This is a genomic window from Kaistia sp. UC242_56, assembly GCF_044452255.1.
GTDB lineage: Bacteria > Pseudomonadota > Alphaproteobacteria > Rhizobiales > Kaistiaceae > Kaistia > Kaistia defluvii_A.
In genome coordinates this window covers 2,209,400-2,223,879 of the sequence record NZ_JBIOAN010000002.1, presented here as the reverse complement: position 1 = coordinate 2,223,879, position 14,480 = coordinate 2,209,400, and the positions used below count along the sequence as shown (strand labels likewise).

General features: G+C 64.7%; 14 protein-coding genes. 1 reads left to right on the top strand and 13 read right to left on the bottom strand.

The genetic code is table 11. From position 1 onward, the window contains the following. Positions 1–41: 41 nt before the first annotated feature. Positions 42–677, bottom strand: a complete 636-nt coding sequence (gene fixJ, locus ACHMWQ_RS13200) for a response regulator FixJ (RefSeq protein ID WP_396307808.1) — start codon at positions 675–677, stop codon at positions 42–44. Beyond that, positions 667–2,154 (bottom strand): PAS domain S-box protein, encoded by a 1,488-nt coding sequence (locus ACHMWQ_RS13195; RefSeq protein ID WP_396307807.1) that lies wholly within the window; start codon positions 2,152–2,154, stop codon positions 667–669. Before ACHMWQ_RS13195 ends, fixJ begins: the two co-directional genes overlap by 11 nt. Positions 2,155–2,348: 194 nt before the next feature. Here ACHMWQ_RS13195 and ACHMWQ_RS13190 point away from each other — a divergent pair, with 194 nt between their 5' ends. Next, positions 2,349–3,047 (top strand): helix-turn-helix domain-containing protein, encoded by a 699-nt coding sequence (locus tag ACHMWQ_RS13190; RefSeq protein ID WP_396307806.1) that lies wholly within the window; start codon positions 2,349–2,351, stop codon positions 3,045–3,047. A 4-nt stretch (positions 3,048–3,051) separates the two neighbouring features. Here the strand turns inward: ACHMWQ_RS13190 and cysW are convergent, their stop codons facing one another. From cysW to nuoN, 11 genes are all read right to left on the bottom strand, one after another. After that, the gene (cysW, locus tag ACHMWQ_RS13185; protein WP_396307805.1) at positions 3,052–3,903 is read right to left on the bottom strand and encodes a sulfate ABC transporter permease subunit CysW; all 852 of its coding nucleotides are present in this window, start codon (positions 3,901–3,903) and stop codon (positions 3,052–3,054) included. Further along, the gene (gene cysT / locus ACHMWQ_RS13180; RefSeq protein ID WP_396307804.1) at positions 3,900–4,775 is read right to left on the bottom strand and encodes a sulfate ABC transporter permease subunit CysT; all 876 of its coding nucleotides are present in this window, start codon (positions 4,773–4,775) and stop codon (positions 3,900–3,902) included. Before cysT ends, cysW begins: the two co-directional genes overlap by 4 nt. 17 nt (positions 4,776–4,792) lie before the next feature. After that, positions 4,793–5,797: a sulfate ABC transporter substrate-binding protein gene (locus ACHMWQ_RS13175; RefSeq protein ID WP_396307803.1), complete on the bottom strand. Its 1,005-nt coding sequence runs from the start codon at positions 5,795–5,797 to the stop codon at positions 4,793–4,795. Between the two features lie 168 nt (positions 5,798–5,965). Further along, a complete protein-coding gene (locus ACHMWQ_RS13170; protein ID WP_354548642.1) occupies positions 5,966–6,694 on the bottom strand; it encodes an ABC transporter ATP-binding protein in 729 nt (242 codons plus the stop codon). Continuing rightward, complete coding sequence (locus ACHMWQ_RS13165; protein WP_396307802.1) at positions 6,691–7,959, bottom strand: lipoprotein-releasing ABC transporter permease subunit; 1,269 nt, start codon at positions 7,957–7,959, stop codon at positions 6,691–6,693. The genes ACHMWQ_RS13170 and ACHMWQ_RS13165 overlap by 4 nt, the downstream gene beginning before the upstream one ends. A 28-nt stretch (positions 7,960–7,987) precedes the next feature. Further along, a complete protein-coding gene (gene proS, locus ACHMWQ_RS13160) occupies positions 7,988–9,310 on the bottom strand; it encodes a proline--tRNA ligase (RefSeq protein ID WP_396307801.1) in 1,323 nt (440 codons plus the stop codon). 501 nt (positions 9,311–9,811) lie between these two features. Further along, complete coding sequence (locus ACHMWQ_RS13155) at positions 9,812–10,072, bottom strand: DUF1467 family protein (protein ID WP_396307800.1); 261 nt, start codon at positions 10,070–10,072, stop codon at positions 9,812–9,814. Positions 10,073–10,077: 5 nt separating this feature from the next. Continuing rightward, positions 10,078–10,482: a methylmalonyl-CoA epimerase gene (gene mce / locus ACHMWQ_RS13150; RefSeq protein WP_396307799.1), complete on the bottom strand. Its 405-nt coding sequence runs from the start codon at positions 10,480–10,482 to the stop codon at positions 10,078–10,080. A 37-nt stretch (positions 10,483–10,519) separates the two neighbouring features. Next, positions 10,520–12,199, bottom strand: coding sequence for a ribonuclease J (locus ACHMWQ_RS13145; protein WP_396307798.1), 1,680 nt, complete (start codon positions 12,197–12,199; stop codon positions 10,520–10,522). Continuing rightward, positions 12,196–13,032 carry a biotin--[acetyl-CoA-carboxylase] ligase gene (locus tag ACHMWQ_RS13140; RefSeq protein ID WP_354551550.1) on the bottom strand — a complete coding sequence of 279 codons (837 nt, stop codon included), beginning with the start codon at positions 13,030–13,032 and terminating at the stop codon, positions 12,196–12,198. The genes ACHMWQ_RS13145 and ACHMWQ_RS13140 overlap by 4 nt, the downstream gene beginning before the upstream one ends. 4 nt (positions 13,033–13,036) lie before the next feature. Next, a complete protein-coding gene (nuoN, locus tag ACHMWQ_RS13135; protein WP_396307797.1) occupies positions 13,037–14,476 on the bottom strand; it encodes an NADH-quinone oxidoreductase subunit NuoN in 1,440 nt (479 codons plus the stop codon). Between the last annotated feature and the right edge of the window lie 4 nt (positions 14,477–14,480).

The following is a 14,480-nucleotide window of genomic DNA, read 5'->3' as shown; positions in this document are numbered from 1 at the left end:
GCTCCCCGAGCGGCCGCATTGATCCACCTCAAGACGGCCGGTCAGCCGTCCCTGGCGGCGAAGTCTCCCGTGGCCCCCACGACCAGCGCCATGCGCACGAGTTCCGACAGGCTCGATGCGCCCATCTTGGTCATCACATGCGCGCGGTAGATCTCGACGGTGCGCGGGCTGATGTCGAGGTCATGCGCGATCCGCTTGTTGGCGTGGCCGGCAACCAGCCCCTCGAGCACCTGATGCTCGCGGTTCGACAACGCCGCCAGGCGCTGCCGGATCGCGGCCCGCTCCTGTCCCTGCTCGCGCGTCGTGCCCTGGCGCGCGAAGGCGGAGCGGACGGCGCGCAGCATGGCTTCGTCGTCGAACGGCTTCTCCATGAAGTCGACCGCGCCGCTCTTCATCGCCTCGACGGCCAGCGCAATATCGGCATGGCCAGTGATGACGATGACCGGCAGCGTGATCGCCTTCGCCTTCAGCCGCCTCAGCAATTCAATGCCGTTGATTTCCGGCATCCGCACGTCCGTGACGATGCAACCATCCGAAAGACCGGGCGCAACGGCGAGAAAGGCCTCCGCGGAAGGGTAGGTCGCCACCGCGATGTCTGCGCTTTCGAACAGGAAGGCGAGCGAATCGCGCGCGGCATCGTCATCGTCGATGACATGAACCCTACGTTCAGTGGACACGCTCCGCCTCCTCGATCCGCACGGCCGGCACGGTGAAATTGAACACGGTGCCGCCGCCGGGATTGCCCTCGGCCCAGATCCGCCCGCCATGCGCCTCGACGATGGTCCGGCAGATCGACAGGCCGACGCCCATGCCGTTCTGCTTGGTCGTCAGGAAGGGCTGGAACAGCCGCGCCATCACGTCGGGCGCAATGCCGGTTCCCCGGTCCGAAACCTTCACCCGGATCATGTCGCCCGCCTCGACCTCGCTGGAAATGACCAGATCCCTGCCGCCGCCCTCCTCCATAGCGTCGATGGCGTTGCGCATCAAATTGACCAGGACCTGCTGGATCTGGACCCTGTCGCCGAAGAGGAGGTCGACGTCGGGGGCGAGCTCGAACCGGATGCGGATGCCCTTCTCCTTGGCGCCGACGAGTGCCAGCGCGCTCGCCTCCTCGATCAGCCGCGCCAGGCTCTCCACCCGCTTCTCGGTCTCGCCGCGCGCCAGGAAATCGCGCAGGCGGCGAATGATCTCGCCGGCCCGCAGCGCCTGGTCCGCCGCGCTTTCCAGCGCGGCACGAACCTTGGGGATATTTTCCGGCGTCGCGTTTTCCAGCAGCCGGCGTGAGCCGCGCAGATAATTGGCCACCGCCGAGAGCGGCTGGTTCAGCTCATGCGCGAGCGTCGAGGCGATCTCACCCATCGCGGTGACACGCGAAATATGCACCAGCTCCGACTGCAGTTCCTGCAGCCGCGCCTCCGTCTCCTGCCGTTCGGAAAGATCGCGGACGAAGCCGGTGAAGAATCGTTGCTCGCCGGAGTGCATCTCGCCGATCGCCAGTTCCATCGGAAAGGTCGAGCCATCCTTGCGCTCGCCTACCACGATGCGGCCGATGCCGATGATCCGCCGCTCGCCCGTCTTCCGGTATCGCTCGAGATAGCCGTCATGCTGCTCCCGGTAGGAGGACGGCATCAGGAGCTTGACGTTGCGTCCGAGGATCTCCGCCGCCGTATAGCCGAACATGCGCTGCGCGGCCGCGCTGAAGGACTGCACCAGACCCGACTCGTCGATGACGATCATCGCGTCGGGAATCGTCTCGAGGATCGAACGAAGATGCGCCTCGCGATAGCGCAGGTCCGCGGCCGCCGTGGCGAGTTGCCCCCGGACGCGGTGCAGCCACTCGCCGAGTGCGACAAGGCCGCCGCCGATCACCGCAAAGGCGACGCCATTCCAGACATGGGAGGTGCCGAGCCCGTCCGCCTGGCCATAGATCGCCATGCCGAGCGACAGGCTGGCGACGATCGCCACGATTCCCGGCCAGAGCCCGCCAATGCCCGCCGCGACAATCACGGCCGGAATGTAGAGCAGGAATGCCGCCTGCGCGCGAAACACGGGCTGCAGCGACAGCCAGGAGGCGCCGACCACGAGAATGGCAACAAGCAGGGAAGAAAGCAGTGTCCGTCTCATGCCGGTGACGGGCCAGGAAAAGATCTTCATGGCCGAGCCGCCACCTTCCGAGCTTCGCGCGCGACGCCGAAGGCGGCCGCTTTCCGCAATCCAAACACGCACCCTACCCCTCGCCCCGAGCCCGATCACCTACGGGATATCCCTTAGGTACATGATCTGAATGTCGGCGCAGCCGTCTTCATCCTATTCCAGCGTTCATGCTGATCGAATGCAAGGAAAACGACATGCTGACCGCCGTTGCAACCGCCCGGAACATCCTGCCGGAAATGAAGGATCGCTCGGCCGGAATCGTCGTCAAGGGCTCGCGCTTCGCCCCGTCGAACTTCATCGGCCTGATGGGCATCACGATGCACTTCGAACGCGGCGCCGAGATCGTCGCCGAGGAGGACCCGGCGGAGTATGTCTACCAGGTCATCAGCGGCACGGTGCGGACCTGCAAGCTGCTCAGCAATGGCCGCCGCCAGATCGGCGCCTTCCTGATGGAGGGCGACTATTTCGGCATGGAGGCGCGCGCCGTTCACTGCTTCGCCGCTGAAGCGATCACGGACGCGACCATCCATATGATCAACCGGAACACGGCCTTCGCCGCGGCCGGTCGTGACCCCGAGATCGCCCGCGCGCTGTGGGACATCACCGCGCGCAGCCTCGATGCCTGCCAGCAGCATTCGCTGCTGCTTGGCCGCAAGACGGCGCTCGAGAAGATCGGCTCGTTCCTGACCGAGATGGCCGAGCGTCAGGGCAGCCACGCAGAGATCGAGCTGCCCATGTCCCGCCAGGACATCGCCGATTATCTCGGCCTGACGATCGAGACTGTCTCGCGCACCATGACCCAGCTCGAATGCGCCGGCACCATCGCGCTGCCGACCTCGCGCCATGTGCTGGTGAAGCGACGGCAGGAGCTGGCGCGTCTCAGCGCTTGCTGAGACCTCAGGATCCGTGCAGCGATCCGGCGCTGCCGGTCACCCGCTCCAGGATGGTCTTCACGAAAAGGGTCAGGAGCGCGACCAGCGTCAGCACAGCCGCCGCCGCAAAGGCGCCGGCTGCGTTGTAGTCGTGATAGAGCAGCTCGACATGCAGCGGCAGCGTGTTGGTCTCGCCCCGGATGTTGCCGGAAACGATCGACACCGCACCGAACTCGCCCAGCACGCGCGCATTGCAGAGCACGACGCCATAGAGCAGGCCCCAGCGGATGTTGGGCAGCGTCACGCGGAAGAAGGTCTGCCAGCCATGTGCGCCCAGCGTCGCGGCGACTTCCTCGTCGCCATTTCCCTGCAACTGCATCAGCGGGATCAACTCGCGCGCCACGAAGGGCGCGGTGACGAAGGTCGTCGCCAGGATGATGCCCGGCAGCGCGAACATGATCTTCAGATCGTGCGCCTCAAGAAACGGGCCGAACAGCCCCTGCCCGCCATAGACGAACAGATAGGAAATGCCGGCAACGATCGGCGAGACCGAGAACGGCAGCTCGACGATCGCCAGCAGCAGCTTCCGACCGGGGAATCGGAATTTGGCGATGGCCCAGGCGGCGGCGATGCCGAAAACCGTATTGATCGGCACGACGACGATGGCGACGGTGATGCTGAGCCAGATCGCGGCGCGCGTGTCGGGCTGCGCCAGCGATTCGAGCGCGTAGCCGAGGCCCTGTGACAAAGCCTGCGTGAACACGGCGACGACCGGCGCACCGATGACGAGCGCAGTGACCAGCAGGACGATGCCGATCAGGACAGGACGCGACCATCCCTTTCGAGCGCCGACGGGCGGTTGCGAGGTCACGCTCATGGCGCCAACTCGTGGCGGCGCGCGTAAGCCTGCAGCGCGTTGGTGACGACGAGAAGCACGAAGGCCGTCCCAAGCATCACGGTCGCGATCGCGGCGGCGCCGGGATAGTCATATTCCTCGATCCGGATGAAGGCGAGCAAGGCGGTGATCTCGGTACTGTAGGGCTGGTTGCCGGCGATGAAGATGACGGCGCCGAATTCGCCGAGGCAGCGCGCAAAGGCAAGCGAGACGCCGGCCAGCAGCGCCGGCACGAGAATCGGCAGCACGACGCGGAAGAAGATCGTGACCTTGCCCGCACCCAGCGTGCGGGCGGCTTCCTCGATCTCGCCGTCCAATTCCTCCATCACCGGCTGCAAGGTGCGCACGATGAAGGGCAGGCTGGTGAAGGCCATGGCGAGCGCAATGCCGATCGGCGTGTAGGCGACCTTGATGCCAAGCGCGCCCAGCGGTTCGCCGAACCAGCCATTCTTGGCAAAGATCGCTGTCAGCGCCACGCCGGCCACTGCCGTCGGCAGGGCGAAGGGCAGATCGACGATCGCGTCGAGCACCCGCCGGCCCGGAAATTCATAGCGGACCAGCACCCAGGCGAGCGCAAAGCCATAGAAAGTATTGAAGATCGTCGCGAGCGCAGCGGCGCCCAGCGTGACGCGATAGCTGGCGAGCGCGCGTGGCGAGCTCACGACAGCCCAATAATCGGCAGGCCCGAGGCGCGCGCCGACGAGAATCAGCGTCGCCAGCGGCAGGCAGATGATGATCGCCGCGTAAAAGAGCGTGATGCCCAGCGAAAGGCGAAAGCCGGGTACGACCCGGCCCTGCCCTTTGCCATTTGTCTTCGATGGGCGGCGGCGCGCCAGCGCGCCGGCTCCGCCCATGCCTATGTCGACGGAGCTCACTGGCCTGCGAGCTGCTGATCGAGAATGCCGTCGGAGCCGAAATAGGCCTTGTTAACGGCGGACCAGCCACCGAAGACGTCCTCGACCGTGACCAGGCGAACCGGCTGGAACGAAGCCGCGAACTTCTCGGCGACCGCCTTGTCGCGCACGCGGTTGCCGTTCTCGGCGAGGATGGTCTGGCCCTCCGGCGAATAGAGGAAGTTCAGATAGTCGGTCGCGATCTCCTTGGAGCCACGCTTCTCGGCGACCTTTTCGACGACGGCGACCGGGAAATCGGCCAGCAGGCTGACGGAGGGAACCACCGTGTCGAACTTGTCGGCGCCGAACTCCTTGCGGATGCCGGTGGTCTCGGTCTCGAAGGTGATCAGCACGTCGCCGATCTCGCGCTCGACGAAGGTCGTCGTCGCACCCCGGCCGCCGGTATCGAACACCGCGACATTGGCGAGGAACTTCTTGACGAAGTCGTTCACCTTGGCCTCGTCATTGCCAAAGGCTTCCTTGGCGTAGGCGGTCGCGGCCAGATAGGTGTAGCGCGCATTGCCCGAGGTCTTCGGGTTCGGGAAGACCAGCTTGACGTCGTCGCGGACGAGATCGTTCCAGTCCTTGATGCCCTTGGGGTTGCCCGCCCTAACGAGGAACACCGGCAGCGAGTAATAAGGCGACGCATTGTCCGGGAACTTCGTCGTCCAGTCGCTGGCGACGAACCCCTTGTCGGCCAGGACCTGGACATCGGTCGTCTGGTTGAAGGTCACGACATCGGCGTCGAGACCTTCCAGGATCGAGCGCGCCTGCTTGGACGAACCGGCATGCGACTGCTTGATCTCCAGCGTTTTGCCGGTGTCCTTCAGATATTTCGCGGCATAGGCCTGATCGACCGCGACGAACAGCTCGCGCGAGACGTCATAGGAGGCGTTGAGGATCGTGCTCGGCGCCTCGGCGAAGGCCGGAAGACCGCCAAGCGCAAAAAGGACCGCAGCCGTTACAACCGGAAGGCGACGCATCGTGGTTCCTTGCTCATGTTTTCGGCACGACGGAGCCGCGACCGATGAATGGGATGAGCAAAGTAGCAAGCGTATGCGGGGCGCTCGAGAAACGGATATCTCATTTCCCGAGCAACATAGGATGGATGTCCTAGAAACCCGCCGCGCCGCGCACAAACGCGATGCGGCTCAGAATTCGACGATCTTGCCCGCCTGAAGGGTGATGCGCCGATCCATCCGCTCCGCCAGTTCCATGTTGTGCGTCACGAAAAGCGCCGCCAGGCCGGAGGCGCGAACCAGAGCCTCCAGCGCCTCGAAGACGTAGTGCGACGTCTCCGGATCGAGATTGCCGGTGGGTTCGTCGGCCAGAAGCAGGCGCGGCGCGTTGGCCACGGCCCGGGCGATCGCCACGCGCTGCTGCTCGCCGCCGGACAGCTCGGACGGACGGTGCGTCACGCGCGCCTCCAGCTTCATGTAGGCAAGCAGTTCGGCAGCGCGGCGGGCGGCCTCCTTGCGGTTGAGGCCGCGGATGAGCTGCGGCATCATCACGTTCTCAAGCGCCGTGAATTCCGGCAGCAGGTGGTGGAACTGATAGACGAAGCCGATTTCCAGCCGGCGGATCGCGGTGCGTTCGGCATCGCCCAGCGAACCGGCAAGCCGCCCGCCGATCTCGACGTCGCCGCCATCCGGACGCTCCAGCAGGCCCGCCATGTGCAGGACGGTCGACTTGCCGGCGCCCGAGGGCGCGACGAGGGCGACGATCTCGCCGGGATAGATGGCGAGGTTGGCGCCGGTCAGGATCGAGAGCTTGCCCGAGCCTTCCTTGTAATGGCGCTCGACGCCCAGAAGGCGGAGCGCGGGCGCCCGCTCGGCGCCGGATTTCGGCTTCTGCCGTTCGTCGGTCAAGGCGTTGCTCATTCGTATCGCAGGGCCTCGACCGGATCGAGCCGAGCCGCGCGCCACGCCGGATACAGCGTCGCGAGGTAGCTCAGCACGAGCGCCATGATGACGATCGAGAGCGTTTCGCCGGGGTTCATGTCCGCCGGCAGCTTCGACAGGAAATAGAGTTCCGGCGAGAACACCTCGGTGCGCGTCAGCCAGGACACGAACTGGCGGATCGATTCGATGTTCAGGCAGACCACGGTGCCGAGCAGCACGCCGAAGGCGGTGCCGACGGTTCCGATCGCGGCGCCCGTGATGAAGAACACGCGCAGGATCGAGCCCCGCGTCGCGCCCATGGTGCGGAGGATGGCGATGTCGTGACTTTTGTCCTTCACCAGCATGGTGAGGCCCGAGATGATGTTCAGCGCCGCCACGAGCACGATCAGCGTCAGGATCATGAACATCATGTTGCGCTCGACCTCGAGCGCCGAGAAGAAGGTCATGTTTCGCTGGCGCCAATCGGTCAGCAGCACGGGCCGGCCGGCGGCGGTCTCGATCGGCTCGCGCAACGCGCCCGTCTGTTCCGCGTCAGAGAGGTAGATCTCGATTGCCGACGCCTTATCGTCCGAATTGAAGAAGGCCTGCGCCTCGGCGAAGGGCATGAAGACGAAGGACGAATCATATTCCGACATGCCGATCTCGAAGATCGCCACGACCGGATAGGCCTTGATGCGCGGCGTCATGCCCATCGGCGTGACGTTGCCGCGCGGCGAGACCAGCGTGAGCTTGTCGCCGATGGTGAGGCCCATATTGGTCGCGAGCCGCGTGCCGATGGCCACGCCCTCAGCTTCGTCGAAATTGTCGAGCGTGCCGAGCTTCACGTTCTTGGAAATGCTGGGCAGGTTCGGCAGGTCCTCGGACCGCACGCCGCGAACGAGCGCGCCTGTCGAGTTGTTGGCGCCCGACGCCAGCACCTGGCCCTCGACCAAGGGAATCGCCGCCGTCACGCCCTTCACCATGGTGATGCGGCTGGCGACGTCGGCGAAATCCGTGAACGGCGTCTCCAGCGGCTGCACGACGATGTGGCCGTTGATGCCGAGGATTTTGTCGATCAACTCGCCGCGAAAGCCATTCATCACCGACATGACGATGATCAGCGTCGCGACGCCGAGCATGATGCCGATGAAGGAAAAGCCCGCGATGATCGAGATGAACGTCTCACGCCGGCGTGCGCGCAGGTAGCGCAACGCCAGCATCCATTCGAAGGTGGAAAACGGTTTCGTGCCGGTCGGCTCAGCCATTCCTGTCCCGATCGCGGCGCGCCGCGCGTTAAGAGCTGCCCAGAAGTTTGGCCACTGCCGCATCCAGGCTAACGGATTCGCGTTCGCCCGTCGCCCGTCGCTTGATCTCGACTTCGCCACGCTCAAGTCCCTTCGGACCGACGATCAGCTGCCACGGCACGCCGATCAGATCCATGGTCGCAAACTTCGCCCCGGCGCGGCCCTCGACATCATCGTAAAGGACTTCGATTCCGGCATTCGTAAGGCGCTCATAGAGGCCGTCGCAGGCCAGGTCCGTCGCCGCGTCGCCGACCTTCAGATTGATCAGGGCGACCTTGTAGGGAGCGATGCTCTCCGGCCAGATGATGCCCGCCTCGTCATGGCTCGCCTCGATGATGGCCGCCACCAGCCGCGACACGCCGATCCCGTAGGAGCCCATGTGCACCGGACGATCCACGCCGTCCGGTCCGGTGACCGTGGCGCCCATCGGCTCGGAGTATTTGGTGCCGAAATAGAAGACCTGCCCCACTTCGATGCCGCGCGCCTCGACCCGGTTCTCTTCCGGCAAGGCCTCGAAGACGGCCTTGTCGTGCATCTCTTCGGTAGCGGCGTACTTCTCGGTCCAGGCCGAGACGATCGGCGTCAGATCGCCATAGAAGTCTACGTCGTCGCCGGGCACCGGCGTGTCGAGCGCCGCCTTGTCCAGGAACACCGCGCTCTCGCCGGTCGAGGCCAGCACGATGAACTCATGAGTTGCGTCGCCGCCGATCGGGCCCGAATCAGCGCGCATCGGGATCGCCTTGACGCCAAGCCGGTCGAAGGTGCGCAGGTAGGCGACGAACATGCGGTTATAGGCGCGGCGCGCCGCGGCCTCGTCGACGTCGAACGAGTAAGCGTCCTTCATCAAGAATTCGCGGCCGCGCATCACGCCGAAGCGGGGACGCAGCTCGTCCCGGAACTTCCACTGGATATGGTAGAGGTTCATCGGCAGCTCCTTATAGGAGCGCACGTAACTGCGGAAAATGTCGGTGACCATTTCCTCGTTGGTCGGGCCGTAGAGCATCTCGCGCTCCTGCCGGTCCTGGATCCGCAGCATCTCCTTGCCGTAGTCATCATAGCGACCGCTCTCGCGCCAGAGATCGGCGGACTGCAGGGTCGGCATCAGGATCTCGACGGCGCCGGCGCGGTTCTGTTCTTCGCGGACGATGCGCTGGATGTTGCTCAAGACCTTCTGGCCGAGCGGCAACCAGGAATAGATGCCTGCGCTCTGCTGGCGGATGAGGCCGGCACGAAGCATCAGACGGTGGGAAACGATCTCGGCTTCCTTCGGCGTCTCGCGGAGAGTCGGCAGGAATGAGCGGGAAAGGCGCATCAGAAAAGGGCTCCAGCGAGTCGAATGGGCGCACATCAAGCCATACGCGGACGAAAACACAAGTCCCGGAAATCAGCGCCTTTGTCGCGGCATTGATCAAGCCTTGTGCAGAGTTGCCAGAACCCGTCCAAAGCAAATTCCGACGCGCAAATGCTCCCTTCGCGCGTCGTCTCCACTAAGGTCAGTCATACTGACGCAAAAAATATGGGCTGCCCTTGCACAATTAGATGACAAGCGCGTGGGCATTGGATAACGTCGGGTCATAATAAAGGAACACGCAATAAAGCGTGGCTCCAAACAAAGGCACGCGGTCTAAGTCTTGGGAGGAAGCCCCCTCTGGCGCGCTGAAAAGCAGCTGCCGCCGAGCTCGCCATAACGAGCTCGATCAAAGCCAATCGAGCGAAAAGCTCGGCTGAGGGGTTGAACGCGAACTATTCAAGGCAAGATCCTCGCGGATCTTGCCTTTTTTATTGCCTGGAATCGGCGCTGTTCTTTTCCGGATCAGAACGAGATGTGGCTGAGGACTTCCGCGGTCCAGCCCATCTTCACATAGCCGTACCAGATGCCGTAGACGATGATCGCGCTGATGACCGAGGTGATGATCATCTTGCGAACCAGACGAAGATTGGCCGGAGCGCTCTCGGTGGTTCCCAGCAGCACATCGCCCTGCTCGTCATGGGTGCGGACGCCGAAGGGCAGGACCATGAAGATCACCAGCCACCAGACGATGAAATAAACGGCGAAAATGCTGTAGATCGGCATGGTGTTCAGGCCTCCTCGAGTTCGACCAGCGTTCCGCAAAAGTCCTTGGGATGCAGGAACAACACCGGCTTGCCATGCGCGCCAATCTTCGGCTCGCCATCTCCCAGCACTCGGGCGCCATCCGCCTTCAGCCGATCGCGCGCGGCCAGGATGTCATCCACCTCGTAGCAAAGGTGATGAATGCCGCCATCCGGATTGCGGTCCAGGAATTTCGCGATCGGCGAATCCTCGCCCAGCGGCGCCAACAGCTCGATCTTGGTGTTCGGCAATTCGACGAAGACCGTCACGACGCCATGCTCGGGAAGCCGCAGCGGCGCGGAAACCCGCGCGCCCAGCGTATCGCGATAGGTTCGCACCGCGGCATCGAGATCCGACACCGCGATCGCGACATGGTTCAGTCGGCCGATCATGCCCTGCTCCTTCGCGGACGTTGCGTCCGCACAGGCGTCATACGATCGCGACGAACACAGTGCAAAGTGGCTTTTTGCCCCAAGCCTGCCGGACCGAGGCCCGCACCGAGCGGCGAATCGCCTCGCGGACCAGTTCGGCGTCGCGGCGACGCGCGCGCGGGATGCTCTCGATCGTGCCGAGAACCGCCGTCATGACCGTCTCCTCGAACGGGTGGCCGGAGACGCCCTGGATCGGCAGGCCGGTCAGCGCGATTTCCGGATCGACGGCGACGCCGCCCTTGGAATCGAGCACCACGGAGATGGCGACATGGCCGGCAAAGCCGAGCTTGCGCCGCTCCGGGACGCCGACGCCGTCCTCGTCCGAGATGATCATGCCGTCCTTGTAGAGGCGGCCGACCGGAACGTCGTCGATCTCTTCAGCGGGACCCGGCGCCAAGCGAACGATATTGCCGTTCTCGGTCAGCACCACCTGCTTGACGCCCATGTCGCGGGCAAAGGCCGCGTGCGCCCAGAGATGCATGGCCTCGCCATGGACGGGAATCGCGATCTCAGGCCGAACCCAGCCGTACATTTCGGCGAGTTCGTCGCGACGCGGATGGCCCGACACATGCACGAGCCGGTCACGGTCGGTGATCACCACGATGCCCTGGTCGCAGAGCGCGTTGATGATGTTGCCGATCGCCTTCTCGTTGCCGGGGATCGGACGCGCCGAAAAGACAACCGTGTCGCCCGGCGAGAGGCCGACGAACTTGTGCTCGTCCTCGGCGATCCGGGCCAGCGCCGCGCGCGGCTCGCCCTGGCTGCCGGTCAGGATCGCGACGACCTTGGAACGCGGCAGGTAGCCGTAGGATTCTTCATCGAGGAAGGCCGGCAGACCTTCCATGTAGCCAAGCTCGGTCGCGACCTCGATGGCGCGGCGCAGCGCACGGCCGACCACCACGACCTGGCGGTCCGCGGCCTGGGCGGCCAGAGCGATCGACTTGATGCGGCCGACATTCGACGCGAAGGTGGTGAAGGCAACGCGCCCCGTCGCTTCCTTGACGATCTCGGTCAGCGACAGGCCGACTTCGGTCTCGCTCGGGCTGCGGCCATCACGCATCGCGTTGGTCGAATCGCAGACGAGCGCCAGAACGCCCTCGTCGCCAATGGCAGCGAATCGCGCACCGTCCGTTACCGGGCCGAGCACCGGCGCGGGATCCAGCTTCCAGTCGCCGGTATGGACCACCGTGCCGAGTGGCGTGCGGATCGCCAGCGCCATCGGCTCCAGGATCGAGTGCGCGACCGCGATGAACTCGACCTCGAAGTCGCCGATCGTGATCCGGTCGCCCGGATGGACGATGGTGATCGGGATTTCGGGAGCACCGGGCTGGGCCGCCCGCTTGGCGTTGAGCAACCCGGCGGTGAAGGGGCTCGCATAGACGGGCACGCGCAGGCGTGGCCACAGATCCAGCAGCGCGCCAAAATGGTCTTCATGCGCATGGGTGATGATGATGGCGTCGATGAAGTCGCGCTCTTCCACCATGTAGCGGATATCGGGCAGCACGATATCGACGCCCGGTAGGTCCGGTCCGCCGAAGCTGATGCCGAAATCGATGCCGATCCAGCGCCGCCGATTGGAAGGGCCGTAGCCGTAAAGGGCGAGATTCATACCGATCTCGCCGACGCCACCCAGGGGAAGAAAGACGAAGTCGTCCGTAGCTGCTGTTTTTGCGCTCATTGCCTCGACGTCGCCACTGTACCGAAATGGACTTCGCCGGCGGCGATCGTCCTAACCAAACCCTCGGGAGAACGAATGACAAGGCGGCCTTCCTCGTCGATCGTCTCGAAAACTCCAGAGAATACCTGTTCGCCAACCCGCACGGCGACCGTCTCGCCGAGACCGGCAGCACGATCGAGCCATAGCCGTCTTACCGACTTGAAACCGCGACCTTCATTCCAGACGCGTGCAACGCTCGCCCAGGCATCGGAAAGCGCTTCGAACAAGCGAAACGCATCGATCCCGACACCCAGTTCGGCAAGCGCCGTCGCAGGATACGGCAAGCCCTCAGGGGCCGCGACGACATTTACACCGATTCCGATCACAACCGCGAGGCGGTCATCCGGAAGCGGCTCTGCTTCCAGTAGGATGCCGGCCAGTTTGGCGCCGTCGAGCAGGACGTCGTTCGGCCATTTGAGCCGCAGGCGATCGCGGCTGCCGGCCGGCCCGTGTCCCTCAATGCCGTCCAACCCGATCCGGAACGCCAGACCGGGCGCCACCGAACGCAGCGCCTCGTCGAGCGCCAGCCCGGCCACGAAGCCAAGCGTCGCGGCGGTGGCAGGCTGATTGGGGACGACGACCAGGAGACTGGCGGCGAGGTTGCCCGCGGGCATGGCCCATGGGCGTCCACGACGCCCCCTGCCCGCCGTCTGCTGTGCCGTCACGAACCAGCAACGGCCGGGATCCCCGGCGCGCGCGGCCGCCAGGCCCTCGGCATTTGTCGAACCCGTCGTCTCGAAGAACTTGAGACGGTAGGCGCTTTCTGCGGAGGCCCGGCCGAGCTTGAACTCCATCAAATCAGAAGAAGGTCTTGGCTGCGACGCTCGCCGCCGTGCCCAGCGGGCCGGCGATGAAGACGAAGAGGATGACGAACAGCCCCGACAGACCGAGAACAACGCGCAGTTCGCCGGACATCGGCTCGAAGGCGCCGGCCGGTTCGTCGAAATACATGATCTTGACGAGACGGAGATAGTAGAAGGCGCCGACCACGCTCGACAGCACGCCGATCACCGACAGCACGTAGAGGTTCGCCTCGATGGCTGCGAGGAAGACGTAGAACTTGGCGAAGAAGCCGGCCAGCGGCGGGATGCCCGCCAGCGAGAACAGGATCATCGCGAAGATGAAAGCGACGACCGGATGGGTGCGCGACAGGCCGGCGAGATCGCTGGTGTCCTCGACCATAGTGCCCTGGCGGCGCATGAACAGGATCACCGCAAAGGCGCCGAGCGTCATGGCGACATAGATCGCCATGTAGATCAGCACGCCCTGCACGCCCGCCTCGGTGCCGGCGGCGAGGCCGACAAGCGCGAAGCCCATATGGCCGATCGACGAATAGGCCATCAGTCGCTTGATGTTGCGCTGGCCGATCGCGGCGAAGGCGCCGAGGATCATCGAGGCAATCGCGATGAAGGTAATGACCTGCTGCCAGTCCGCGAGCGCCGGGCCAAGCGGGCCAACCAGGACGCGCACGAGAAGCGCCATGGCGGCTGCCTTCGGCGCGGCGGCGAAGAACGCCGTCACCGAGGTCGGGGCACCTTCATAGACGTCCGGCGTCCACATGTGGAACGGCACGGCCGAGACCTTGAAGGCAAGGCCGGCGATGACGAACACCAGGCCGAACACAACGCCGACCGAGACCGGGCCAGCGCTCAGCGCGGTGGCGACGCCCTGGAACTGGGTGTGACCGGTGAAGCCGTAGATCAGCGAAATGCCGTAGAGCAGCATGCCGGACGAGAGCGCGCCGAGCACGAAGTACTTGAGGCCAGCTTCCGTCGAACGGACGGAGTCGCGGTTGCTGGCGGCGACGACGTAGAGCGCGAGCGACTGCAACTCGAGGCCGAGATAGAGCGCGATCAGGTCGTTGGCCGAGATCATCAGCATCATGCCGAGGGTCGCGAGCAGGATCAGCACCGGATACTCGAAACGGGCGATCTTCTCCCGCTTCGTGTAGTTCGTCGACATGATGATGGCGAAGCCGGAACCGGCGAGCGCCAGGAGCTTCATGAAGCGCGCGAACGGATCGAGCACGAAGGCGCCGTTGAAAGTGACGCCGTCCTCGGCCTTGAAGACCAGCACGAGACCGGCGACCAGAACCAGCAGCACCGCCAGCGTGGTGACGAGCGAGGTCGTCCGTTCGCCGCCGAAGGCGCCGATCATCAGAAGGACGAGCGCACCGACCGCGAGCGTCAGCTCCGGCAGGAAAGGCATGAGCGAGGGGAACGTAGCGAGGTCCATCATGATC

Excerpts from the sequence above, each read along its gene's own strand:
- ACHMWQ_RS13195 (WP_396307807.1), bottom strand. The coding sequence starts at position 2,154 with ATGAAGATCTTTTCCTGGCCCGTCACCGGCATGAGACGGACACTGCTT.
- ACHMWQ_RS13190 (WP_396307806.1), top strand. The coding sequence starts at position 2,349 with ATGCTGACCGCCGTTGCAACCGCCCGGAACATCCTGCCGGAAATGAAG.
- cysW (WP_396307805.1), bottom strand. The coding sequence starts at position 3,903 with ATGAGCGTGACCTCGCAACCGCCCGTCGGCGCTCGAAAGGGATGGTCG.
- cysT (WP_396307804.1), bottom strand. The coding sequence starts at position 4,775 with ATGGGCGGAGCCGGCGCGCTGGCGCGCCGCCGCCCATCGAAGACAAAT.
- ACHMWQ_RS13175 (WP_396307803.1), bottom strand. The coding sequence starts at position 5,797 with ATGCGTCGCCTTCCGGTTGTAACGGCTGCGGTCCTTTTTGCGCTTGGC.
- ACHMWQ_RS13170 (WP_354548642.1), bottom strand. The coding sequence starts at position 6,694 with ATGAGCAACGCCTTGACCGACGAACGGCAGAAGCCGAAATCCGGCGCC.
- ACHMWQ_RS13165 (WP_396307802.1), bottom strand. The coding sequence starts at position 7,959 with ATGGCTGAGCCGACCGGCACGAAACCGTTTTCCACCTTCGAATGGATG.
- proS (WP_396307801.1), bottom strand. The coding sequence starts at position 9,310 with ATGCGCCTTTCCCGCTCATTCCTGCCGACTCTCCGCGAGACGCCGAAG.
- ACHMWQ_RS13155 (WP_396307800.1), bottom strand. The coding sequence starts at position 10,072 with ATGCCGATCTACAGCATTTTCGCCGTTTATTTCATCGTCTGGTGGCTG.
- mce (WP_396307799.1), bottom strand. The coding sequence starts at position 10,482 with ATGATCGGCCGACTGAACCATGTCGCGATCGCGGTGTCGGATCTCGAT.
- ACHMWQ_RS13145 (WP_396307798.1), bottom strand. The coding sequence starts at position 12,199 with ATGAGCGCAAAAACAGCAGCTACGGACGACTTCGTCTTTCTTCCCCTG.
- ACHMWQ_RS13140 (WP_354551550.1), bottom strand. The coding sequence starts at position 13,032 with ATGGAGTTCAAGCTCGGCCGGGCCTCCGCAGAAAGCGCCTACCGTCTC.
- nuoN (WP_396307797.1), bottom strand. The coding sequence starts at position 14,476 with ATGATGGACCTCGCTACGTTCCCCTCGCTCATGCCTTTCCTGCCGGAG.